19 protein-coding genes and 1 riboswitch are annotated in these 24,128 nt (G+C 65.5%); of the genes, 9 read left to right on the forward strand and 10 right to left on the reverse strand.

What is annotated here, in order from left to right; translation table 11 throughout:
* Positions 1-15: 15 nt before the first annotated feature.
* A complete protein-coding gene (gene ag85C, locus ACTXG5_RS04955) occupies positions 16-1,038 on the forward strand; it encodes a diacylglycerol acyltransferase/mycolyltransferase Ag85C (RefSeq protein ID WP_445162627.1) in 1,023 nt (340 codons plus the stop codon).
* A 75-nt stretch (positions 1,039-1,113) separates the two neighbouring features.
* Here ag85C and ACTXG5_RS04960 read toward each other — a convergent pair whose 3' ends face one another.
* The 4 genes from ACTXG5_RS04960 to ACTXG5_RS04975 form a co-directional block, all read right to left on the reverse strand.
* Positions 1,114-1,803, reverse strand: coding sequence for a YoaK family protein (locus ACTXG5_RS04960; protein ID WP_445162628.1), 690 nt, complete (start codon positions 1,801-1,803; stop codon positions 1,114-1,116).
* A 31-nt stretch (positions 1,804-1,834) separates the two neighbouring features.
* On the reverse strand, positions 1,835-3,184 hold the full coding sequence (locus ACTXG5_RS04965) for a maltokinase N-terminal cap-like domain-containing protein (protein WP_445162629.1): 1,350 nt from the start codon (positions 3,182-3,184) through the stop codon (positions 1,835-1,837).
* The gene (treS, locus tag ACTXG5_RS04970; protein ID WP_445162630.1) at positions 3,181-4,953 is read right to left on the reverse strand and encodes a maltose alpha-D-glucosyltransferase; all 1,773 of its coding nucleotides are present in this window, start codon (positions 4,951-4,953) and stop codon (positions 3,181-3,183) included. The genes ACTXG5_RS04965 and treS overlap by 4 nt, the downstream gene beginning before the upstream one ends.
* Before the next feature lie 109 nt (positions 4,954-5,062).
* A complete protein-coding gene (locus ACTXG5_RS04975; protein ID WP_445162631.1) occupies positions 5,063-6,121 on the reverse strand; it encodes a S1C family serine protease in 1,059 nt (352 codons plus the stop codon).
* A gap of 147 nt (positions 6,122-6,268) precedes the next feature.
* Between ACTXG5_RS04975 and ACTXG5_RS04980 the strand changes: the two genes are divergently transcribed.
* From ACTXG5_RS04980 to ACTXG5_RS04990, 3 genes are all read left to right on the forward strand, one after another.
* Complete coding sequence (locus ACTXG5_RS04980) at positions 6,269-6,694, forward strand: TIGR03668 family PPOX class F420-dependent oxidoreductase (protein ID WP_445162632.1); 426 nt, start codon at positions 6,269-6,271, stop codon at positions 6,692-6,694.
* 132 nt (positions 6,695-6,826) lie between these two features.
* On the forward strand, positions 6,827-8,980 hold the full coding sequence (locus ACTXG5_RS04985; RefSeq protein ID WP_445162633.1) for an elongation factor G-like protein EF-G2: 2,154 nt from the start codon (positions 6,827-6,829) through the stop codon (positions 8,978-8,980).
* Between the two features lie 42 nt (positions 8,981-9,022).
* Positions 9,023-9,496 (forward strand): DUF2231 domain-containing protein, encoded by a 474-nt coding sequence (locus tag ACTXG5_RS04990; protein WP_445162634.1) that lies wholly within the window; start codon positions 9,023-9,025, stop codon positions 9,494-9,496.
* A 19-nt stretch (positions 9,497-9,515) separates the two neighbouring features.
* Here the strand turns inward: ACTXG5_RS04990 and ACTXG5_RS04995 are convergent, their stop codons facing one another.
* A complete protein-coding gene (locus tag ACTXG5_RS04995) occupies positions 9,516-11,105 on the reverse strand; it encodes a FadD7 family fatty acid--CoA ligase (protein WP_445162635.1) in 1,590 nt (529 codons plus the stop codon).
* Positions 11,106-11,352: 247 nt separating this feature from the next.
* Here ACTXG5_RS04995 and oxc point away from each other — a divergent pair, with 247 nt between their 5' ends.
* Positions 11,353-13,107, forward strand: a complete 1,755-nt coding sequence (gene oxc / locus ACTXG5_RS05000; RefSeq protein WP_445162636.1) for an oxalyl-CoA decarboxylase — start codon at positions 11,353-11,355, stop codon at positions 13,105-13,107.
* On the opposite strand, the gene ACTXG5_RS05005 is transcribed toward oxc, so the two are convergent.
* Together ACTXG5_RS05005 and ACTXG5_RS05010 are read right to left on the reverse strand one after the other, a co-directional pair.
* Complete coding sequence (locus ACTXG5_RS05005) at positions 13,091-14,023, reverse strand: LysR family transcriptional regulator (protein ID WP_445162637.1); 933 nt, start codon at positions 14,021-14,023, stop codon at positions 13,091-13,093. The two genes, oxc and ACTXG5_RS05005, sit on opposite strands and share 17 nt — an antisense overlap.
* 39 nt (positions 14,024-14,062) lie before the next feature.
* Positions 14,063-14,470: a cysteine hydrolase family protein gene (locus ACTXG5_RS05010; protein ID WP_445162638.1), complete on the reverse strand. Its 408-nt coding sequence runs from the start codon at positions 14,468-14,470 to the stop codon at positions 14,063-14,065.
* A 220-nt stretch (positions 14,471-14,690) separates the two neighbouring features.
* Between ACTXG5_RS05010 and ACTXG5_RS05015 the strand changes: the two genes are divergently transcribed.
* Positions 14,691-15,446, forward strand: coding sequence for a L,D-transpeptidase (locus tag ACTXG5_RS05015; protein ID WP_445162639.1), 756 nt, complete (start codon positions 14,691-14,693; stop codon positions 15,444-15,446).
* Positions 15,447-15,609: 163 nt separating this feature from the next.
* Positions 15,610-19,206: a carboxylic acid reductase gene (gene car, locus ACTXG5_RS05020; protein WP_445162640.1), complete on the forward strand. Its 3,597-nt coding sequence runs from the start codon at positions 15,610-15,612 to the stop codon at positions 19,204-19,206.
* Here the strand turns inward: car and ACTXG5_RS05025 are convergent.
* Entirely contained in the window at positions 19,203-19,796 is a 594-nt protein-coding gene (locus ACTXG5_RS05025) for a hypothetical protein (RefSeq protein ID WP_445162641.1), read from the reverse strand. The genes car and ACTXG5_RS05025 overlap by 4 nt on opposite strands.
* A gap of 136 nt (positions 19,797-19,932) precedes the next feature.
* On the opposite strand from ACTXG5_RS05025, the gene ACTXG5_RS05030 reads away from it, so the two are divergent.
* Positions 19,933-20,877, forward strand: coding sequence for an NADP-dependent oxidoreductase (locus ACTXG5_RS05030; protein ID WP_445162642.1), 945 nt, complete (start codon positions 19,933-19,935; stop codon positions 20,875-20,877).
* Between the two features lie 3 nt (positions 20,878-20,880).
* Here the strand turns inward: ACTXG5_RS05030 and ACTXG5_RS05035 are convergent, their stop codons facing one another.
* Complete coding sequence (locus ACTXG5_RS05035; RefSeq protein ID WP_445162643.1) at positions 20,881-22,551, reverse strand: NRAMP family divalent metal transporter; 1,671 nt, start codon at positions 22,549-22,551, stop codon at positions 20,881-20,883.
* 106 nt (positions 22,552-22,657) lie between these two features.
* The gene (locus ACTXG5_RS05040; protein WP_445162644.1) at positions 22,658-22,873 is read right to left on the reverse strand and encodes a hypothetical protein; all 216 of its coding nucleotides are present in this window, start codon (positions 22,871-22,873) and stop codon (positions 22,658-22,660) included.
* Between the two features lie 283 nt (positions 22,874-23,156).
* Positions 23,157-23,330, reverse strand: a riboswitch (M-box (ykoK) riboswitch).
* Positions 23,331-23,466: 136 nt separating this feature from the next.
* Here ACTXG5_RS05040 and ACTXG5_RS05045 point away from each other — a divergent pair.
* Complete coding sequence (locus tag ACTXG5_RS05045) at positions 23,467-24,126, forward strand: class I SAM-dependent methyltransferase (protein ID WP_445162645.1); 660 nt, start codon at positions 23,467-23,469, stop codon at positions 24,124-24,126.
* Positions 24,127-24,128: the final 2 nt, after the last annotated feature.

Genomic DNA, 24,128 nt, shown 5'->3' on the forward strand with positions numbered 1-24,128 from the left:
GGATGGGGTAGAGCTATGAGGTTCGTTCAAAGGTTCCGCGGCGCTGCGACGACCATGCCGCGCCGGCTGGCTATCGCCGGTATCGGTGCTGCCCTGTTGTCCGGCCTCGTCGGCGTAGTCGGCGGCGCGCCGACCGTGGGGGCATTCTCCAAGCCGGGTCTTCCAGTGGAAACCCTGCAGATTCCGTCACCGTCGATGGGCCGCAACATCAAGGTCCAGTTCCAGGGCGGCGGACCGCACGCGGTCTACCTGCTCGACGGTCTCCGGGCACAGGAGGACTACAACGGTTGGGACATCAACACCCCGGCCTTCGAGGAGTTCTACCAGTCCGGGCTGTCGGTGATCATGCCCGTCGGCGGCCAGTCCAGCTTCTACAGCAACTGGTACCAGCCGTCGACAAGCAATGGCCAGAACTACACCTACAAGTGGGAGACCTTCCTGACCCAGGAGATGCCCACCTGGCTGGAGGCCAACAAGCAGGTTTCGCCGTTCGGCAACGCCGCGGTGGGACTGTCGATGTCGGGTGGCTCCGCAATGATCCTGGCCGCGTACTACCCGCAGCAGTTCCCCTACGCCGCTTCGCTGTCAGGCTTCCTGAACCCGTCCGACGGCTGGTGGCCGACGCTGATCGGCTTGGCGATGAGCGACGCGGGCGGCTACAGCGCGAGCAGCATGTGGGGTCAGTCCACCGACCCGGCGTGGAAGCGCAACGACCCGATGCTCCAGATTCCGCGGCTGGTCGCCAACAACACCCGGGTCTGGGTCTACTGCGGTAACGGCACACCGAGCGACCTCGGCGGCGACAACATGCCGGCGAAGTTCCTCGAGGGCCTCACGCTGCGGACTAACGAGCAGTTCCAGAACACCTACGCGGCTTCCGGTGGACGCAACGGGGTGTTCAACTTCCCCGCCGCCGGGACGCACTCGTGGCCGTACTGGAACGCCCAGTTGGTGGCGATGAAGCCCGACATCATCCAGGTGCTCAACGCACCGCCCGCCCCGCCCGCCGCGCCTCCCGCCGCCCCTCCCGCCGGCTAGGGACGCCTGAGTCAACGAGCATCGGCAGCAGCGCACCGCTCGGCGCTGCTGCCGATGCTTTTTGTTGGACCGGGACTAACCGAGGACGCCGCGCCGGTCCATATGGAAATAGGTGATGCCGGTGGTCAACGCGCACACACCGGAGGCGACCACCAGCATCCAGGTGCCATTGACGAGCAAGCTGATGCAGCCGCCGGCCACCGCACCCAGCACGAAACTGGTGAACAACAAAAAGTAGCCGAGCCAGTCCGCCGCCGTTCCGCCGGCGATGTGTCGTTCGATGCCCTGGCCCATTTTGACCAGGGTGCCGGTCACATAGCTCAACGGCACCGACACCTCCCCGTCCTTGACGAACGACGTGTTCAACGCGCCGACACCGAAGACCACCAGCATGATCGGTGCGAAATCAAGCATGTTCTCCTCCCACCCCTCGTCGAGCACGTCGAACGCGGTGGCGGCGATCAGGCTGACGGTGGTCAGCACGGTCGGCCCATGCGGATGCGCCGACCAGAAGCGGCGACGGCACGCCGACGCGACCACCACGCCGGCGACGAAGCACAGCAGCAGCACCCCGGCGGTTATCGACAACAGCACGTCGTGCCGGAAGTACCCCAACACCGCGCGCTGGGCATTCCCGGTCATGAAGGTGACGAAGTACCCCTCGGAGTGCGTGAATGCGGTCGCTCCCAGGACACCGGCCAGCCCGGCCAGCACCCACGACAATCGGGCCTCACTGTCGAAAATCTCACGTGTCACACGGGACATGATTTCAGACGCCTGCCGGGCGGGCGGAGGCTCACTCGACCGCGGTGAGCCGCGCGATGGACCGCAGCGGGATCGGCAGCCAACCCGGCCGGTGCCGCGCCTCATAGCCGGCCTCGTAGACGGCCTTGTCGAGTTCGTAGGCGGCCAGCAGCTGCGCCGAGTCTCGTGGATCGGTTTGCGACGCGGCCGCGTAGCCGTCGCAGAAGGCGGTGCGATTGCGCTCGACCCACTCCCGGGCGCGCGCGGCCAGCTGCTTGTCGCCCTCGTGGTCCACCAGCGGCCCGTAGGCGGCGTACTCGAACGAACGCAACACGCCGGCCACGTCGCGCAACGGCGAATCCGGGGCCCGTCGCTCGTCCAGCGGCTGGCCCGGCTCGCCCTCGAAGTCGATCAGCAACCAGGTCTCCGGGGTGCGCAGCACCTGTCCCAGGTGCAGATCACCGTGCACCCGCTGAACGGTGATCGCCTCGCCGGCAAGCTTGCCGAAGCGCCGTTCGATCGTTGCCGCGTACTCCTCCAGTTCAGGGACCAGCGCCGCGGTCGCCGCCAGCCGCGCCAGCACGTTGTCCACCGGGAAGGTGGCGTGTGCCGTTCCGAGGTTTTCGGCCAGGGCGGCGTGCACGGACGCGACGGCCTCCCCGAGCCGGTAGGACTCACCGGCGAAGTCGCCCCCGACTTCGTGGGCGTACAAGTCGCCCTCCGCGAACAGGTCGCGAACGCTGGCCGTGGCCATCGCCCAGCCTTCCGCAGCGTTGGCCTCGAACTCGGTGACCATGCCCAAGGGCCAGGCCTGCGCGCCGTCGGCCGCGGCGATTTCGTAGGTGCCCAGCAATCGGGCCACGTGCGGGTTGCGGGCGCGGCCGAGCACCCGGTTCAGCTCGATGTCGGGGTTGATCCCGCTGCTGACCCGCCGGAAGACCTTGAAGATGGTCGAGCGATCGAAGATGACGCTGGTGTTGGACTGCTCGGCATCGGACACCCGCGGCATTGCCTCCAGCGGGAGCACGACGTCCGGCTCCTTGCTGAATGCGATTTCGGTGCCGGAGGAATCCCGCACGGCGGAGGCGTCGATCAGCGACAGCAGAAACTGGGGTGCCTCGGACTCGTACAGCGCGTCGTAGCCGGTCCGGTCGTCGGCCGAGCCGATCGTGGCGATGGTGTTGAACTCGGTGAACGGCTCGACGTCCCAGCCGACCAGCACCTGATAGCGCTCCGAGGGACCGCTGGTGTAGTTGGCGTCGACGAGCACCAAGTCGAGGCCGTCACGCAGTGAAACGATCACCGCGGGTGCGGCACTGGACAGCTCGCGATTGCGCCCGGCATACCAACGTTGCTGTGGCAGCCATTCAGTCCAAGGCAGCTTGGCTGACTGGGTCGTCATGCAGTCTCCTCCGATGCGCACAGCTGGAACCAGTAGAACCCATGTCCCGGCAGTGTCAGCAAATAGGGCAGGTGGCCGATACGGGGGAACTCCACCTGCCCGGTGAGCTCGATGGGCGTGTGGCCGCTCCAATGTTGCAGGTTCAACTCGATCGGCTGAGGGAACCGCGACAGGTTGTTGACGCACAGCACGATGTCGCCGTCGTCGGGTGCTTGGCGCAGAAACGCCAGCACCGACGGGTTCGATCCGCCGAGTTCCTCGAATGTGCCCACGGCGAAGGCGTCGTGCCGGCGACGCACCGCCAGCATCACGCGAGTGAAGTTGAGCAGCGACGTCGAGGTGTCCCGCTGGGCTTCCACGTTGACGGCCTGATAGCCGTAGACCGAGTCCTGGCTGGGCGGCAGGTAGAGCCGGCCGGGATTGGCCTTGGAAAAGCCGGCGTTGCGGTCCGGGGTCCACTGCATCGGGGTACGTACCCCGTCGCGGTCACCCAGCCAGATCACATCGCCCATGCCGATCTCGTCGCCGTAGTACAGCACCGGCGAGCCAGGCAGCGACATCAGCAACGCTGTGAACAGCTCGATCTGATTGCGGTCGTTGTCCAGCAGCGGAGCGAGGCGGCGACGGATCCCGACATTGGCCTTCATCCGCGGGTCCTTGGCGTACTCGGAGTACATGTAATCGCGCTCTTCGTCACTGACCATCTCCAGCGTCAGCTCGTCGTGGTTGCGCAGAAAGATCCCCCACTGGGCCATGTCCGGGATCTCGGGGGTCTGCGCGAGGATCTCCGAGATCGGGAACCGCGACTCGCGCCGCACCGCCATGAAGATGCGTGGCATCAACGGGAAGTGGAACGCCATGTGGCACTCGTCGCCGCCGGTGGTGGCATCGCCGAAGTATTCGACGACATCCGCAGGCCACTGATTGGCCTCGGCCAGCAGCACCCGGCCGGGGAACTCGTCATCGACGACCTTGCGGACGCGCTTGAGGAACGCGTGGGTCTCCGGCAGGTTCTCGCAGTTGGTGCCCTCGCGCTCGAACAGATAGGGCACCGCGTCCAGCCGAAACCCGTCGATCCCGAGATCGAGCCAGAAGCGCAGCACGTCGATCATCGCCTCTTGCACCACCGGGTTGTCGTAGTTCAGATCCGGCTGATGCGAGAAGAACCGGTGCCAGTAGAACTGCTTGCGCACCGGGTCGAAGGTCCAGTTCGACTCCTCGGTGTCGATGAAGATGATCCGGGCATCGGTGTATTTCTCGCTGGTGTCGCTCCACACGTAGAAGTCGCCGTACGGGCCGTCGGGGTCGTGCCGTGACTCCTGAAACCAGGGATGCGATTCAGATGTGTGGTTCATCACGAGGTCGGTGATGACGCGAATACCCCGCTCGTGCGCCGCATTGAGCAACGCCACGAAATCTTCGACCGTGCCGAATTCGGGGAGCACTTTGTAGAAGTCGCGGATGTCGTAGCCACCGTCTCGCAGCGGCGAGTCGTAAAAGGGCGGTAGCCAGATGCAGTCGATCCCCAGCCACTGCAGGTAGTCGAGTCGTTGTAGGAGGCCGCGCAAGTCACCGCACCCGTCCGCATTGCCATCCAGGAACGCCCGGACCAGCACCTCGTAGAAAACCGCGTGCTTGAACCAAGTCGGGTCGGCGGGTAGCGCGGCGGCGTTGTCGAAATCCTCGGCAGTGGGATGCTCGACGACACCCCCTTCGACGTGACTACCTCCCGCGGGATCGTGCTCAACGGCGTTGGTTGCGTCGTTCATCAATTCCACGATGCCACGTGTACCCGAGCGGGGCCGATCGGAATCACGCAGCTAATCTGCCGTGGCGCCAACCGAATTGGCTGCCGGCCAGGCAGTATCCGCATCGAGGTCAGGCCGGAGGCCCATCTCCCAGCACCACGTTCGCGGTCTGGTCGCCGGCCCCGGACCGCCAGTGCAGCGCGATGGTGTCACCGGGGTGATGCGGGACGAGCACGTCCGTCATCGCGGTGGGCCCGTTGATCGGCACGTTGTCGACCCCGGTGATGACGTCGCCGGCCGCGATCCCGCTCCCTGCGGCGGGACCGCCGCCGACCAGGCGTTGGACCCGCGCGCCGTTGCCGCCGTTCTCCGCAACGCCCAGGCCGAGGAAGGCTGTCGGGCCGATGTGCACGGTGTTCGAACCGGCGCCGGACCGGATCTGACCGGCGACGCCCATCGCGTTACCGATCGGAATGGCGAAGCCCTGGCCGCCGGACATCTTGTAGCTGTCGGTGGCGGCCGTGTTCACCCCGACCACCTGCCCGGCATTGTTGACCAGGGGCCCGCCCGAGTCGCCGGGCTTGATCGCGGTGTCGGCCTGGATCAGCCCGCCCAGCGTCTCATTGGCACCGGTCAGGGTGTCGCTGGCCGAGACGGTCTGGTTGAGCGCGACGACCCGTCCGGGGACCACGCCCGGCGCTCCGCCCTGGCCATGGGTGTTGCCCAGCGCGACGACCGGCTCGCCGATCGCGACGCCTCCACCGATTGCGGCAGCGGGCAGGCCGCCCGCCCCGCGAAGCTGCAGTACCGCGATATCCGCGGTACGGGAGTAGCCGATCACGTCGACGGCGTACGTCTGGCCGTTGCCGACATCGAACGCGCTGATATCGGTCGCAGCCGAGATCACGTGGTTGTTGGTCAGCACCACACCGCCCGGGTCAATGACGATGCCGGTTCCGGCACCCACTGCGGAGTTGTAGCCGAATTTGGTGCTGATGTTGACGACCTGCGGCGCGACCATCGCCGCGGGATCCAGCGGAACCATGGGCGCGTCGCTGAACCGGTCGCGTGCCAACGTTGACGGCGATGCAGCTGCCGGCACCGTGGTCAGGCCCAGTCCCAGTCCGACCACGGCCAGCACACTGACCAACCATGACCAACAGACTGAGCGATGGTGCCATTTGCTCATCCCGTACCTCCCTGCATCGGGGTGCGAACCACAAGCGGCCCAGCCTGTACGTCTGGACTGCATATTTTGTGTACCTCACCGTAATGCAGGTAGCTAGTTCAGGCGTCACCAAGCGCTGGTGAGCTATTGCGCCCCTAAGCTGGCGGGGTGGGCGAATTCGACCCGAAGGTCAGGTTCACACAGTCCCCGGTCGCGCGGCTGGCGACCAGCTCCCCCGACGGAAAACCACACCTGGTGCCGGTGGTCTTCGCGGTCAGCGGGGACTCCCCCGACCACCACGACGTGGTGTACACCGCCATCGATGCGAAACCGAAAACCACGCAGCGGCTGCGCCGGCTGGCGAACATCGCGGGCAATCAGCAGGTCAGCTTGCTGGTCGACCATTACGCCGATGATTGGACGCAGTTGTGGTGGGTCCGGGTCGACGGTGACGCGGCCATTCACACCGCCGGCGAGGCCATGGACATCGGATACCGGCTGCTGCGCGCCAAATACCCTCAGTATCAATCGGTTTCGCTCAACGGCCCAGTGATCGCGATCACGGTGCGCCGCTGGTCGAGCTGGCACGGCTGACCAGACGGGCTGCAGCACCGCGATGGTGGCTGGCCCGTGGCCTTGTGTTGGGCGGCAGTTGGGAGAAAGGTTGCTTACTACGCTCTGTGAGCTAGGACACACCGTGGCGGCCTAGTCAATTGGAGGAAGGTCATGGCGGACAAAGCGAACTCGGGCACCGGAGCCGCTCCCACCGCGAACTGTCCTGGCGATGTTCGCAACATCGTCCTGGTAGGCCCTTCCGGGGGCGGCAAGACGACCCTGGTCGAGGCTCTGCTCGTCGCGGGTGGCGTGCTGACCAGACCGGGCTCGGTCACCGAGGGCAGCACCATCTGCGACTACGACGACGCCGAGATCCGCCAACAGCGGTCGGTGGGTGTCGCGGTGGCCTCGCTGTTGCACGCTGGCATCAAGGTCAACCTGGTCGATACGCCCGGATACGCCGACTTCGTCGGCGAGCTGCGCGCCGGATTGCGCGCCGCCGATTGCGCGCTGTTCGTGATCGCGGCCAACGAGGGCGTCGACGAACCGACCAAATCGCTCTGGCAGGAATGCAGCCAGGTCGGCATGCCCCGCGCCGTGGTGATCACCAAACTCGACCACGCCCGCGCGAACTATATGGAAGCACTGCAGGCCGCGCAAAACGCGTTCGGCGACAAGGTTTTACCGCTCTACCTGCCGACCTCCCCAATGAACTGCGTCGGCCTGATCGGCCTGCTGTCGCAGACGCGCTACCAGTACGCCGGCGGTAAGCGCACCATGGCACCGCCGGATCCCTCGGATGCCGACCGGATCGAGGAAGCGCGCGGCACGCTGATCGAAGGAATCATCGAGGAATCCGAGGACGAGTCCCTGATGGACCGTTATCTCGGCGGTGAGGCGATCGACGAGGCCGTGCTCATCGAAGACCTGGAGCGGGCCGTCGCCCGGGGGGCGTTCTTCCCGGTGATCCCGGTGTGTAGCGGAACCGGCGTCGGCACCCTGGAATTGCTCGAGGTCGCCACCCGCGGTTTCCCGTCTCCGATGGAACATCCGCTACCGGAGGTGTTTACGCCGCACGGCGCTCCGCATGCGGAACTCGCCTGTGACGCCGAAGCCCCGTTGTTGGCAGAGGTGGTGAAGACGACGTCAGACCCCTACGTCGGCAGGGTCAGCCTGGTCCGGGTGTTCTCCGGGACCATCAGGCCCGACACGACGGTGCATGTGTCGGGCCATTTTTCGTCCTTCTTCGGGGAGCCCGACGGGAACGGGCATTCTCACCCCGACCATGACGAAGACGAGCGCATCGGGGTGCTGTCCTTCCCGCTCGGCAAGCAGCAACGGCCCGCACCCGAGGTGGTCGCCGGCGACATCTGCGCGATCGGCAAGCTGAGCCGCGCCGAAACCGGCGACACGCTCTCCGACAAGTCCGAGCCGCTGGTGCTGAGGCCGTGGGCCATGCCGGAGCCACTGCTGCCGATCGCCATTGCGGCCCATGCCAAGACCGACGAGGACAAACTCTCGGTCGGGCTGGGCCGGTTGGCGGCCGAGGACCCGACCCTGCGGATCGAGCAGAACCAGGAAACGCACCAGATCGTGCTGTGGTGCATGGGTGAGGCCCATGCGGGCGTCGTCCTCGACGCGCTGGCCAACCGTTACGGGGTCACCGTGGACACCGTGGAACTGCGCGTCCCGCTGCGGGAAACCTTCGGCGGCAAGGCGAAAGGCCACGGCCGCCACGTCAAGCAGTCTGGCGGGCACGGCCAGTACGCGGTGTGCGACGTCGAGGTCGAGCCGTTGCCGGAGGGCTCCGGGTTCGAGTTCGTCGACAAGGTGGTCGGCGGAGCGGTACCGCGCCAATTCATCCCAAGCGTGGAGAAGGGCGTGCGCGCGCAGATGGAAAAGGGCGTGCACGCCGGTTACCCGGTGGTCGACATCCGGGTCACCCTGCTCGACGGCAAAGCCCACAGCGTGGATTCGTCGGACTTCGCCTTCCAGATGGCGGGGTCGCTGGCATTGCGGGAGGCCGCCGCGGCGACGAAGGTGTCGTTGCTCGAGCCCATCGACGAGATTGCGGTGCTGGTGCCCGACGATTTCGTGGGCGCGGTGATGGGCGACTTGTCGGGTCGTCGCGGTCGTGTACTCGGCACCGATACCGCGGGCCAGGACCGCACGGTGGTCCGGGCCGAGGTGGCTGCGGTCGAGCTGACCCGGTACGCGATCGACCTGCGCTCACTGGCGCATGGCGCCGCGTCGTTCACCCGTTCGTTTGCCCGCTACGAACCTATGCCGGAGTCCGCCGTGACCCGGCTGAAGGCTAGTGTTTGAAAGCACCTGTGAACCAGCCAGATTGGGATCCCGGACTCGATTATGTCGACATTCAATGGACTACCTGCCCATATCCTGCTCAATCATTTCGTCGTCGTCTTAGGTCCGCTGGCAGCAATCCTGGCGATCCTGTGTGTGGTGTGGCCCGCAGCACGACGCCGGCTGATCTGGTTGGTTCTGCTGCTGGCCGTGGGCACGCTCATCTTGACCCCGTTGACGACCAGCGCGGGCGTCTGGTTGTCCGCTCGCGTCGGTACGCCGTCGCCGGTCCTGACGAACCACGAGCAACTCGGGTCAACCCTGATCTACATCGTGGCGGCGCTGGCGGCGACGATCGCGGCATTGGCCGTCCTGCACGTTCGGGAGGCGCGCGGTGTGGACATGAAACTCACACTGCATGCCGTGGTCGGGGTGCTGGTGATCATCGCAGCCGTGGCCACGCTGGTACAGACCTACCGCGTCGGCGATTCGGGCGCACGCGCCGCCTGGGGCAACGTGACATCGTCAGCCCAGTAAGGTTGCCGCACAGCCCTTCTCACGCGCCGCGACCGAACTGTTGGTCCACAGCGCGGCGGTCCAGCGAGCCCTTGGCGGTGTGCGGCAGCTCGCTGGTCTGGAGGAAGGTTGCAGGCACCTCGTAAGGCGCCAGGCGCTCGCGGCAGAACTCGGTAAGCTCCTCGGGGCTCGGCGGAGTCGATCCCCGGGCGACGATCACCGCGGCCACCGTCTCGCCGTACATTTTGTCCGGCAGCCCGAACACGGCCACCTCCAGGATGTCGGGATGACCGGTCAGCACCCCCTCGACGCGTTCCGGCGAAATCTTCTCGCCGCCGCGGTTGATGAGTTCCTTGATCCGGCCGCGGAGGCTCAGGTCACCCGTTGTCGACAGTGAGCCCAGATCGCCGGTGCGCAACCAGCCGTCGGCGAAGTTGGCGGCGGTGATGGCCGGATCGCCGAGGTAGCCACGCACCACGGTCGGGCCATACAGCCAGACCTCCCCGACGGCTTCGGCAGGAAGGGATTGTCCGTCGGACCCGACGATCCGGATTTGTGGGCTGGTCGAGTGACCCACCAAACCGGTTGTCTCAGCTGGGTTTTCGCTTTGATCGGTCCCTGTGGTGGTGACCTGATGAGTGCCCTCGGTCATCCCGAAAGCGCACACCACCGTGGCGCCGAACGTGTCTTGTAGCGCCTTGGCCGTTTCCGTGGTGAGCGGAGCACTGCAGCTGCGGATGAAGCGCAATGCGGCCCGTCCGCTGTCCGGCCGCTCAGTCTCGGTGCGCTCCAACAGGATCTGGTGAATCGTCGGAACCGCGGTGTACCAGGTGGCCCCGATGGCGTCGATGTCGTCCCAGAAGGTGTGCGCCGAGAACTTCCCGCGCGCGGGCAACAGCACCGACCCTCCGGATGCCAGCGTCGACAACAGCGCGGCGACCAGACCGTGGCCGTGGTAAAGCGGCATCACCGCAACCGTCGCGTCCTGCGGGCCCAGCTGGTAGGCGGCGATGATGGCCCGCACCGAACTGGCGATGTTCGCGTGCGTCCACGGGACCATCTTCGGCATGCCCGTGGTGCCGCCGGTGAACATGATCATCGCGTCGTCATCCCGGAGCCCGTCCGGTGTCGACACGTCTCGATTCGGCGCTGCCGCGGCGTCCAGGTGGACCGACGAAGGGTTACCGTCGCGCCCGACGGTCACCGCGATCGGCCACCAGACCAATCCCGCTTCCTGCAAGGCGGCGGGTCCCGCACTGTCGACGAGCACCGCACCCGCGCCCGCGACCTCGCTTCGAACGCGCTGATCGCCGACGGGCAACGCCGGATCCAGCGGAACCGCGATCAACTCCGCGCGCGACGCCGCTAACAAGGCGACGACGAATTCGGCGTTGCTGCCGAACCGCAGCGCGACCCGGTCCCCCGGGCGCAAGCCACCGTCCTTCAGCTGCCCGGCCAGGTCGTCCACCAGCCGCACCAGCTCGCCGTAGCTGACCGCCATGCGATCGGAGGTGACGACGAGCGCCGGCGCCTCCGGCCTACGGGTTGCCGCCGCCGCGACCAAATCGGCGATGCTCGGGAATTCGTCGGTCAACTCCGCCTCCGGAACGTAGGTGATCAAGTCAGTCATCGCGGTGGTCCTCCGTATTAGTCGATATCTAGCAGCACCTGATTGCACGATGCAGAGAAACCTGCATCTTCGTCCAATACTGTTCAGCTCACGATTGATAATCGGGAGCTATCGAGGCGTGCCTCGCGCCGTTGACCAGCGGTCGATAACCAGCGTTAATCGCTGCATAGCGGCTTGGTCTTGGACACCGGCGGGACGCCCGACCACAGTGATGAACAACACGCATAGACACACGAGGAGTCGGGACATGACCACACTTTCGGCAACATCCTCCGGAGCGCCGGCGGGGTCGGAGAACGCTGCCCTGACCGACGGCTTCCATCTGGTCGTCGATGCGCTGGCAGCCAACGACATCGACACCATCTACGGGATCGTCGGCATCCCGATCACCGACCTCGCCCGAGTCGCGCAGGACTCCGGAATGCGTTACATCGGTTTCCGGCAGGAGACCTCCGCCGGCAATGCCGCCGCGGCCGCGGGCTTTCTGACCCGCCGCCCCGGGGTGTGCCTGACGACATCTGGGCCCGGATTTCTCAACGGCCTGCCCGCACTGGCCAACGCCACCACGAACTGCTTCCCGATGATCCAGATTTCCGGATCGAGCAATCGAGCGCTGGTCGATTTGCAACGCGGTGACTACCAAGACCTGGATCAGCTCAATGCCGCACGGCCCTTCGTGAAGGCGGCATACCGAGTCGATCGGGTGGAGGACATCGGTCGCGCCGTGGCACGCGCCATCCGCACCGCCGTCTCCGGCCGACCGGGCGGTGTCTACCTCGACATCCCCGGCGCGGTGCTGGGCCAGGCCATGGAGGCCGCGGCGGGAGCCGAGAGCGTGTGGCGGGTCGTCGACCCCGCGCCCCGCCAGCTGCCGGCACCGGAGGCCGTAGATCGCGCACTGGACGTCCTGGCGCAGGCGCGCCGGCCGCTGATCGTGCTCGGCAAGGGTGCCGCGTACGCGCAGGCCGATGCCGTGATCCGGGAATTCGTCGAGTCCACCGGAATTCCGTTCCTGCCGATGTCGATGGCCAAGGGACTGCTGCCCGACTCGCACCGGCAGTCCGCGGCGGCTGCGCGCTCACTGGCCATCGCCCGCGCGGACGCGGTGTTACTCGTCGGCGCACGACTGAATTGGCTGCTCGGCCATGGCGAGTCGCCGCAATGGTGTGCCGACGCCAAGTTCATCCAAGTCGACATCGCGGCCTCGGAGTTCGACAGCAATCAGCCGATCGCGGCGCCACTGGCCGGCGACATCGGGTCGGTGATCTCCGCGTTGCGCGACGGTCTGACCGCCCATCCGGTCAATGTGCCGGCGGACTGGACCGACGAGCTGGCCGAGCGCCGAGCACGCAACGACGCCAAGATGCGTGAGCGCCTCGCCGAGAATCCGCACCCGATGCGCTTTTACAACGCACTCGGCGCGATTCGCTCAGTGCTGCAAGCGAATCCGGATGTCTACGTGGTCAACGAGGGCGCCAATGCGCTGGACCTGGCCCGCAACGTCATCGACATGGAACTGCCGCGACACCGCCTCGACACCGGAACCTGGGGCGTGATGGGCATCGGCATGGGCTACGCCATCGCCGCCGCCGTCGAGACCGGTAAGCCCGTTGTGGCTATCGAAGGTGACAGCGCATTTGGGTTCAGCGGCATGGAGATCGAGACCATCTGCCGCTACCGGCTACCGGTGACGGTCGTCATCCTCAACAACGGTGGTGTCTACCGCGGCGACGAAAAGCCGGCCGGAGACAGTCCGGCCCCCACCGTGCTCAACGCCGGTGCACGTCACGAGCTGCTCGCGGAAGCGTTCGGCGGCAAGGGATATCACGTCACCACCCCGGCCGAGCTGCAGTCGGCGCTGACCGACGCGCTCGCGTCGAACGGGCCGTCGATCATCGACTGCGAACTCGACCCGTCGGCCGGGGTGGAAAGCGGACATCTGGCGAATCTGAACCCGACCAGCGCGGCCACTCGGCCGGCTGCGGTCAGCGCCGGTGGGTGACCCCCAGCAGCTGGGCGTTGAAGAAGTCGTCCAGCGAAAGCTCTTGCGCGGATGCGATCAGCGCGCGGGCAACTGGTGATCCGGGCCCCCCGGCATTGGTGGCGAGGGCGATCTCGGCTTTCACCACCGGATCGACCATTTCGACGGCACGGATCTCTCCGATTAGCGGCGAGGTCCACAGCCAGGTGTGCGGAATGATGCAGGCCCAGTTGCCTGAGGCGACCTGCGCGAGTAGCGAAGCCACCGAGTCGGTTTCGACCTGCGGGGTGACGGTGATGCCGTGGCCGGCGAAGGCGTCGTCGATGATTTGGCGGTCCCGCATGTCCGCGGTGAGCAATGCCAACGGCAACTGGGCGGCATCCGGCCATCGCAGCGTCGACGCTGCCGACGGCAACATGTCCGCCGGTGCCAGCAGCACGTAGCGCTCCGCGTAAAGCGGCACCAGGTCGACCTCCTGGGCATCGTCGTGAGACGCATGCACGATGGCGGCGTCGAGCTCGAATTCGCGCAAGCGCCGGTACAGTTCCGTGGCGGCCAATCGGGAATGGATCTGTACCTTGGCCAACGGATGTGCCGAACAAAAAGCCGAGAGCACCAGGGATGCCGTTGTCGATGCGGTGGGGACGGTACCCAGCCGAAGCGTTCCGGTGATCCCCGACCGCACGGCGTGCACCTCGGCCTTGAACGCATCCTGCTCAGCCAGAATCCGCTTGGCCCACACCACCAGTCGCTCACCCTCGGGGGTTAGGCCTTCGAAGCTGTGCCCGCGGTTGATCAGCGTGACGTTCAGCTCCCGTTCGAGTTTGGCGATCGCGGCGGACAGCGCGGGTTGCGACACATAGCACTTCTCGGCGGCCCGGGCGAAGTGGCGCTCCTGGGCGACCGCGACGAAGTACTCAAGTTGACGGAAGAGCACCCGCACCTCCTCGGTCTCCGGGCACCGATGCCGCTGAGGTTAACGCCTCGCTAGTCCCCCAGCCAATCCAGCGTCTCGGACACGTCGAGGACCCGACATCGCGTCAGACACCTGCACGATGCGGAAGTCGCAGAACGCACCCCACCTCGGCTTGTGCATCACGTCCAGCTCAACGACTTTGGGCACCAAGTCTGCGGCAATCTGCGAACCGGGACTGCCCGACACGGCAATTCGCGCTCCCTGCTCAATCGCGCACCGGCGAACCAGATCGACGTTCGACCCGTCCGGCCGGTAAAGCCGGACGGCGTGCACGATCGGGAGTCCGCGCCGGCGGAAGGTTCTCGCCAACTTAGCAATTGCCGCGATCACCGCGCCGGTACCCGCAACCGGCATCGGAGCATCACCGCCCGGGGCATCGAGGAAGTCGCGCTGCAAGTCGACCAGCACCAATGCCGCCGAACGCGCGTGCGGACGGATGTAGCCATCCGCTGGCGTCGTGCCCGCCTCCTCGCCGGCTGCCGCCCCGTGACGGGATCGAACTGAACCGGTGATCGGATCGTTATCGTAGTGACCGGGCGGGAGTGAAATTGTTTGCTAAAACCCGTATCAGCCAGACAGCCAGTAGGATATCGGTGTGTTGATCGCACCGTCTCGGAGGGTGGACGCCATGCGTCGTGGGGCTCGTTATCTATTTGTTATGGTCGCGATCACGGGCTTGGGCGTGGTGGGGTCCGGAGCGCGCGCGCTCGCCGCGGTCCCGGTACCCGAACCAGTCCCGTCGGTTGCCTCGATTTTGCCGGCCGACGGCGCGGTGGTGGGCGTTGCGCACCCGGTGGTGGTGAAATTCGCCGCGCCGGTGACCGATCGCGCCGCCGCCGAGCGGTCCATCCACGTCGCCTCGCCGAGCAACATGTCCGGACACTTCGAGTGGCCCGAGAACAATGTCGTGCAATGGGTTCCCAACCAGTATTGGCCCACCCACAGCCACGTGTCGGTGGGCGTGCAAGAGCTGACAACGGGCTTCGACACCGGCGACGCATTCCTTGGTATTGCCAGCATCTCCGGCCACACCTTCACCGTCAGCAGAGACGGGGAGATACTGCGCACGATGCCGGCCTCGATGGGTAAGCCCACCCGCCCGACACCGGTAGGCAACTTCACCGCGCTCGAGAAGCAACGCAGCGTGGTCATGGACTCGCGGACCATCGGTATCCCGCTGAGTTCGCCGGAGGGATACAAGATCACCGCTCAGTACGCGGTGCGGGTCACCTGGAGCGGTGTTTACGTGCACTCGGCTCCATGGTCGGTTGACTCGCAGGGCCACTCCAACGTCAGCCACGGATGCATCAACCTGAGCCCGGACAACGCCGCGTGGTACTTCAACAACGTGAATGTCGGCGACCCGATCCAGGTCGTCGCGTAGCGGTCCCGGGTACGTCGGGCACCAGCAAATCTGTGACGCGGGAATCATGCCGCCCTCGCTGAGGCGCTCAGCAAGGGTGTGGCGACCGTCACACTGATCGGGTGGAAGACTCGTAGCGGCCGGGGGGTTTCGGCTAGGGAGTCGTCCGAACGAGAGGCTGGACATGACTACAGCTGCGAAGCACCAGAATGGCACTGTTGCGGGTCCGGGAGCCACGGCGCGAGAACGAGTAGCTGAGCGCATCCTCCGGCTGGAGGGGACCGACGAGCAATTCCGCAATGCCAAGCCGGATCTCGCACTGGAAGCTGCGGCGCGCCAGCCTGGTCTTCGACTCCCGCAGATCCTGCAGATGTTCGCGGAAGGATATGGCGACCGCCCCGCAGTGGGGTGGCGGGCCCGCCAGCTGACGACCGATCCGGCCACCGGCCGCACGACTACCCAGCTACTGCCCCGATTCGACACCATCAGCTACCGCGATTTGTGGGCCAACGTGGGTGCCGTCGCCGCGGCGTGGCGGCACAACGAGGCCCATCCGGTGACAGCGGGCGACATTGTCGCCACTGTCGGTTTCGCGAGCGCGGAGTATCTGACGCTCGATCTGGTATGCGGCTACCTCGGCCTGGTGGCGGTGCCCCTGCAACACAACGCAACGGCCTCGCGGTTGCAGCCGATCATCGCCGAAACCGAACCGCAGGTGCTCGCGACCGGGGCCGGGTATCTCGACCTTGCCGTCGAGGCGGTCCTGGGCAGCACGTCGTTGCGGCGCCTCGTTGTTTTCGATTACCGGCCCGAGATTGACGACCAGCGGGAGAACCTGAAACGTGCGCGGGCGACGCTGGCAGACGCCGGCATGGCGGTGACCATCGAGACCTTCGACGAATTGCTCGAGCGTGGCCGCGCGTTGCCGCCGGAGCCGATGTACACCGGCGAAACCGACGAGCGGCTGGCCATGATCATGTACACGTCGGGCAGCACCGGACTGCCCAAAGGTGCGATGTACACCGAGCGCATGGTTCTGAAGCTGTGGACCAACGAGCTCTATCCCGAATTCGCCGACATCCCGGTGTTCAACGTCAACTTCATGCCACTCAATCACGTGGGAGGGCGGATACCGTTGGCGTCGTCGTTCCAGTCGGGCGGCACCAGCTACTTCGTGCCGGAGAGCGACCTGTCCACACTGTTCGACGACTGGAATCTGGTACGCCCCACCGAATTGGGCATGGTGCCCCGCGTCGTCGAAATGCTGTACCAGCGCTACCAAAGTGCGGTGGAGCGGCTCGTCGGTCAGGGCACCGAACCCGAGTCCGCGGATGTAGAGGCGAAAGCCGAGCTGCGCGAACGGGTGCTTGGTGGGCGAATCATCACCAGCTTCTCCACCACGGCGCCACTGGCCGCCGAGATGAAGACCTTCATCGAGTCCTGTTTGGATGTGCACGTGCTCGACGGCTACGGCCTCACCGAGGTGGGGATGGTCTTCAAAGACGGTGTGGTCAGCCGGCCCCCGGTGCTCGACTACAAACTCATTGACGTGCCCGAGTTGGGTTATTTCCACACCGACAAGCCTCATCCGCGCGGCGAGTTGCTGCTGAAGTCGGAGACGGCTTTCCACGGCTATTTCAAACGCCCCGATGTGACCGCGAATGCGTTTGACCCGGACGGCTACTACCGCACCGGCGACGTCATGGCCGAGCTCGGCCCGGATCGTCTCGTTTACGTCGACCGGCGCAACAACGTGCTGAAGTTGGCGCAGGGCGAATTCGTCGCCGTGGCACGGCTGGAAGCGGTGTTCAGCAGCGCGGCCCTGGTCCGCCAGATCTTCGTGTACGGCAACAGTGAACGCGCTTATCTGTTGGCCGTCGCGGTCCCGACCGTCGAAGCCAACGAACGGTTCGCCGGCGATCCCGACGCTCTCAAGACCGCGTTGAGCGAATCGTTGCGCCGCACCGCCAAACTCGCCGAGCTGCAATCCTACGAAATACCCGCGGACTTTCTCGTCGAGTCCGAACCGTTCAGCGAAGACAACGGCCTGCTGTCGGGCGTCGGCAAGCTACTGCGGCCAAAACTCAAGGAACACTACGGCGAACGGCTGGAAGAGCTTTATGCCGAACTCTCCGCCACCCGGACGGCAGAGTTGCGCGCGCTGCGCGAGGGGGCAGCGGATCGGCCCGTGATAGACACCCTGACGCGTGCAGCCGAGGCGTTGCTGGGCCTGGCCGGCGGCCCGCCGGAACCAGACACCCAATTCCTCGACCTGGGCGGCGACTCGCTGTCCGCACTGACCTTCTCCAATCTGCTGCACGACATCTTCGACGTGGAAGTGCCGGTGGGCCAGATCATCAGTCCGGCGTCCGACCTACGCCAACTCGCGGAATATGTTGAATCCGAACGTGAATCCGGCTCCAAGAGGCCCACATTCTCGACCGTGCACGGCCGCGGCGCTACCGAGGCCCGCGCGTCCGAGCTCACCCTCGACAAGTTCATCGACGCCGAGACCTTGGCCGAAGCCCCGGCCTTGCCGCGCGCGACCGGCACACCGCATACGGTTCTGCTCACCGGCGCCAATGGCTACCTCGGCCGCTTCCTCACCCTGGAATGGCTCGAGCGGCTTGCCGAAACCGGCGGAAAACTCATCACCGTCATCCGCGGCACGGACACCGCAGCTGCCACCAAGCGGCTGGAGGCTGTCTTCGATAGCGGTGACCCGCAATTGCTGAAGCGGTTCCGCACCTTGGCAGCCGATCACCTAGAGGTCATCGTCGGCGATATCGGTGAGCCGAATCTTGGTGTGGACCAGTCGACTTGGAAGCGCCTCACGCAGAGCGTGGATTTGATCGTCCACCCGGCCGCGCTGGTCAACCATGTCCTGCCTTACGACCAGTTGTTCGGCCCCAATGTGGTGGGTACCGCCGAGTTGATTCGCCTGGCGATTACGGCGCGGATCAAGCCGATCACCTATCTCTCGACCGTTTCGGTCGCCGTGTCGGTCGATCCCGCCAAATTTCTCGAAGACGGCGATATCCGCACCGTTAGCCCGGTGCGCCCCATCGACGACAGCTACGCGAATGGATACGGGAACAGCAAGTGGGGCGGCGAGGTTCTGCTTCGTGAGGCACACGACCTGTGCGGATTGCCGGTCGCGGTCTTCCGATCCGACCTGATCCTCGCGCACAGCCACTATGCCGGGCAGCTGAATGTGCCAGATATGTTCACCCGGTTGATATTCAGCTTACTGGTGACCGGTATCGCGCCGTTCTCCTTCTACCAGACCGATGCCCAGGGAAACCGGGCCGTCGCACACTTCGACGGCCTGCCCGCCGATTTCGTGGCCGAGTCGATCACCACGCTCGGTCAGCAGACGGCAACGGCCGCTGAGGATTCCGGCAGCTATCGATCTTTCGACGTGATGAACCCACACGACGATGGCATCTCGCTGGACGTATTCGTGGACTGGTTGATCGCCGCCGGTCACGATATCCGTCGCATCGACGACTACGACGAATGGCTCGGGCGATTCGAAACCGCTATTCGGGCCCTACCCGATAAGCAGCGTCAGCAGTCGGTGCTGCCTCTGCTGGAGGCTTACCGTAAACCCGAGACACCGTTGCGCGGGGCGCCGGCTCCGACGGATGTGTTCCGTGGTGCCGTGCAGGCCGCCAAAATCGGGGCGGACAAAGACATTCCGCACCTGTCGGCGGCGCTGATCGATAAGTACGTCTCGGATCTGCAGCTGCTCGGTCTCTGGTCTGGCCCGAAAGCCTAACTGTGCAAGCCGTTCTTGACCGCGGCGTCTTGTTTGCGGCCGATGTCGGTTGCCAGCCCGGGATCGATGGGGTCGCCCGGCGCGCCGTCGAATTCGAGGTTGACCAGCGCGCGGCCCTCGGTGAACAACAACACCGTGATCGACTGCGAATTGTCCGGCGACGTGCCCGAGATCATCGCACCGTTGGAGCCGACGTCGACGGGTTGCCACGTGCCGGCGACCTTCTTCGCGTAGTTCGTTTTGGTGTTCTCCAGGCCGGCCGCTGCTACCGCGGGATTGTCGACGATCAAGATGGTGTCCCCGATTCGACGGTTGTTGTCGGCGTTGACGAACAGTTGCGCCACACCGGTCGTGTTATTGAAATTCAGCACCGGAGGATCGGGGGCAGTGAAGTCTCCGCCGAGGTCATTGGGCTGGATCAGGAGCGCGCTGTAATCCGGGGGAGGCCCGGCCGAGGTGCTCACCGCCGTCGTTGCGGCGCTCTTGGCGGGAGACGACGTTTTACTGTTGTTGCCGCACCCGCTGATCGCTATGCCGACCACCACGGTGGCGACCGCCCAACCGGTGACACTCATCCGAGCACGTTCCATGGGCACTCCTTCCAGCGGCAACAAGGTCAGCGCATATGAACATACGCGCACGCACCAACGGACGGGCACTCCTTCGCACCTATGCTGGCGAGGGGCTGGGGCTGACAGGTTAGATTCGCGCGGTAAGGAGATCGAGATGACGACTGCAGTGGCGCGCGCCGTACGGTTCGACCGTTACGGGGGCCGTGACGTGCTGTACGTGGGAGATATCGACATGCCGACGCCCGGCCAGGGCGAGGTCGTGGTCGAGGTTCGTGCCGCCGGAATCAACCCCGGCGAGGCCGGGATCCGGTCGGGGGCGATGCATGAGATGTTCCCCGCCACCTTTCCCTCCGGTGAGGGCAGCGACCTCGCCGGTGTCGTGACGGCGACCGGGCCCGGGGTCACCGAATTCGCGGTCGGCGACGAGGTTCTGGGCTTCAGCTTCGCGCGATCCAGCCATGCCACCCACACTGCCGTCCCGGTGGACCAATTGATCCGTAAACCTCCGCAATTGAGCTGGGAGGCAGCAGGTTCGCTGTACGTCGTCGGCGCGACGGCTTACGCAGCTGTCCGCGCGGTCGCGCCGCAACCGGGCGAGACGATCGCCGTTTCGGCGGCTGCCGGCGGTGTCGGCAGTCTTGTCGTCCAGCTGTTGGTCCTCCGCAAGGCAAAGGTGCTTGGCATCGCCGGAGCGGGCAATGCCGATTGGCTGCGCACACACGGCGTCGTCCCGATCGCCTACGGCGAGGGGTTGGCCGAGCGTCTGCGCGAGGCGGCACCGGACGGAATCGACGCGTTCATCGACCTATTCGGCCCGGACTACGTCCAGCTCGCCGTGGACCTCGGGGTGGCACCGGAGCGCATCGACACCATCATTTCCTTCCAGAAGGCCGGCGAAGTCGGCGCCAAGACCGAAGGCAGCACCGACGCATCCACACCGGAAGTGCTCGCCGAGATCGCCGACCTGATCGCCACCGGCGCCGTCGATTTCGACATCGCCGCCACTTATCCGCTGGAGCGGGTGGCCGACGCCTTCGAGGAACTCGAACGCCGGCACACGCACGGCAAAATTGTTCTGCTGCCCAATGATTCGCCGTAACCGTCAGGCCATGCCGGCCTGAACGATCTTGATCACCACAAATACGACGGCCATGACGAGGTAGCCGCGCAGGATCAAGAGCCCGACCCGACGAATCGGCGACATGGACGGGCGGGCAAGGAAAGCCAGGTCTGGCGTCTGCCAGTTCAGCCGGTCCTGCTGGCCGCGGGCCCGGCGTTGCGCGTGAGTGAGCGACGGGACCAGCTCCGCCTCGCGGCGCCCGACGTGCCGCCGACCGACGATGATCGCCAGCACGCCGCCCATGCCACCGACCAATGCGCCGGCCGCGAGCCCACCCTCGAGGGTGGCCGTGGACACGGCCGGGAAGAGCGTCGTCGCCGTCAGCGCCAGCGACAGCAACACCAGCGACCACACGATGGCCCACGCAACGATGTTCTGCCGCACGGTGTTTACCCATGGCCCCAGCACCGCCCTGTCATTGCAGAGCAGCACCAGAAACACGGTCGCCGAGGGCAACAGGATGCCGGCAAGCGCCTGCACGCCCTGGGTAACCAGGCCGAGGACGTGATCGGGGCTGAACGCAACCGCGGCCGATACCCCGAGCAGTAACGCGTAGCCGCCGTAAAACCATGGCGCATCGCTGATTTTCCAGTGCAGTGAGTGCCGCTTGCCCATCGCATCACCGATGGCATAGGTGGTGGCCAACCCAATGGCGTTGGCCCCGATCAGCGATCCGTCCAGCAAGATGATCGCGAAAAGCACCGCCACCGTGTTGCCGAGGTGGCGCCCCAGGCCGGAAGCAACCGCCCCCGCGTCGGTGAAGTTGCCGATGTCCGTGGTTCCGGCCAGACCGAACGCGGTCACCGCCATCAGCGCCGTCGCCCCGGCAATGACCACGACGATTCCGACAATCAAATCGGCTCGTGCATAAGGGATCCAGCGTGCTGTGATGCGCTTATCCACCACGTTGGACTGTTGGAAGAACAACTGCCAGGGCGCCACCGTGGTACCCACGATTGCGATGATCAGCAGTAGGACGGTGGCGTCCAGCCCACCCGGGAACTGTGGGATCAGGCCGCTGGCGGCCACTTTCAGACTTGGATGCACCAGCAACACCATCGGGATCATCACGACGTTCACCGCGATCAGCAGGAACATCAGCCCCTCCCAGCGCCGAAACGAGCCACCGGCCACCACGGCGAACAGCAATACGGTGGCGGCGGGGATGGCAACCGCCTTCGGGCAGCCCAAGAATCCCAATGCCAGTGCCACGCCGATGAATTCGGTGACTATCGTGAGGGCGTTCAGGATCAGCAGATCACCGACGCTGAATGCGCCCCAGAACTTTCCGAAGCGCTCGAAAATCAGGCGTGCGTGTCCAACCCGGGTGACCGCGCCCAAGCGCAGCACCATCTCCTGGTTCACGTACAACACCGGGATCAGCAAAGCCAGCGTCCACAACAGGTTCATCCCGTAGTTCTGGCCGGCCTGCGCATAGGTCGCGACGCCGCCGGCGTCGTTGTCACCGACCATCACGATCAACCCGGGACCGGTGATGACCATCAGGGTCCGCAATCGCCGCCACCGGCCGCTGAATGCGCCGGCGTCGTCACGGGCGATGCGGCCGAAGGCTCCGACAATGTCGCCGATGTGCGCAGAATCCAGCGCGGCCGGCCCGGACGCGCCACGCTGTCCGGCGGAAATCGAGGTCATCGGGTTCTCGCTATCTGAAGTTGGGCCATGACGATCGAGTGCTCAACGCCCCCAACGGCGGGCTGCTAACCCGCACCCGCCGCTGGAGACCGGTTGGCGGAACAAATCACCGGTGCTTGCCCACGCTGCCCGGTGACTCGGTCCGCGGCGCGGCCGAGAGCACGGCGATCGGCATCCGCGACACATACACGTTCGCCCGCTCTTGGGCAGTCGGGATGCGCATGGCGCACAGCCTGTTTGTCAGCAGCCGACCTGCACGCAGCATCGACCGTCCGCGCAGCTTTCCAGCGCCGCGAATACGTTGTGCAACAGCAAAAGTCATGATCTTCCCCCTGCAGGAAGTCCGATCGGCCCGTCAGGATGCCGATCGCACCCAGGCATCCACTGCCCTCACCAAACCGCCAATACGGCCGTGGGACAGCGAAATCCAGAAAGATGCGTCAGCAGAAAGAAATGCCGGAACCGGATCGGAACAAGATGGATTTCGGATGGGAACTATCGCCGGGACTCATCTCGCCCTCACCTCCTCACGGCCAGGACACACGCGGGTGTCATCACATCCACCTACGCGGGAGAGGTACGAATGCCGGGCCAACGGCCCGCCTACCGCACCCCTCTCGTTGGAGCTTCGGCACTGCACGGCGTATCTGGAACATCTCCACAAGCCACTTGGGCTCAACCCTTGGGTCCGGGAAGAGCTGTCCTGACCCGGGGCGTCTCTCGACGTTCGGGGTCAGTGGCCTGTATCCGTGCAGACGCCTCACCTACCGAGGTGCTTGCCAATCCATGCTGGCACCGCGACCCGCCCCTCGTCAAACGCCGAGGCAACAATTCCGCACAGCGTGTTCTGACTCACATCGGTGGCTGTGTGGCTGCTGGCACGGCCGCGCGACTCCGAGGCCTACCCTCAGGGGCATGGCCACAACGTTGCAAGACCCTCGCGTCGAGACGCTGCTCGACCGGATGTACGCCGAAACGAAGAACCAGATGTCACAGCTGCGTGAGCGGCATGGTCAGCTCGCTCAACCGATGACCACGGCGGAACGCTCCGAGGCGATGAGCGAGTTCTACATCCCGGTGACTCCGGACGCCGGCCGGTTGCTGTACGCGCTGGTGCGGGCGACCCGTCCGACCACGGTCGTCGAATTCGGAATGTCTTTCGGTATCTCCGCCATTCATCTCGCGGCGGCGGTCCGTGACAACGGCGTCGGGCGTGTGGTGACCACCGAACTCAGCGCGACCAAGATAGCCGCCGCGAAGAAGACGTTCGCCGAGACCGGTTTGGACGACGTGATCACCATCCTCGAAGGAGATGCACTGACCACACTGGAGGGCCTGGACGGGCCGGTCGAATTCGCGCTGCTCGACGGCTGGAAGGACCTCTATCTTCCGGTGATCAAGCTGCTCGAACCCAGCCTTGCCACAGGTGCTTTGGTGGTCGCCGATAACGCCAGTGCGGCCGACATGGCGCCCTATCTCGATCGCGTGCGCAATCCCGCCAACGGATACACCAGCTTCAACTTCCTCGTCCGGGAGAGCGACAGTATGGAAATCAGCTGCCGCACCGACGATTAACG

This window comes from Mycobacterium sp. Dal123C01, assembly GCF_052566995.1.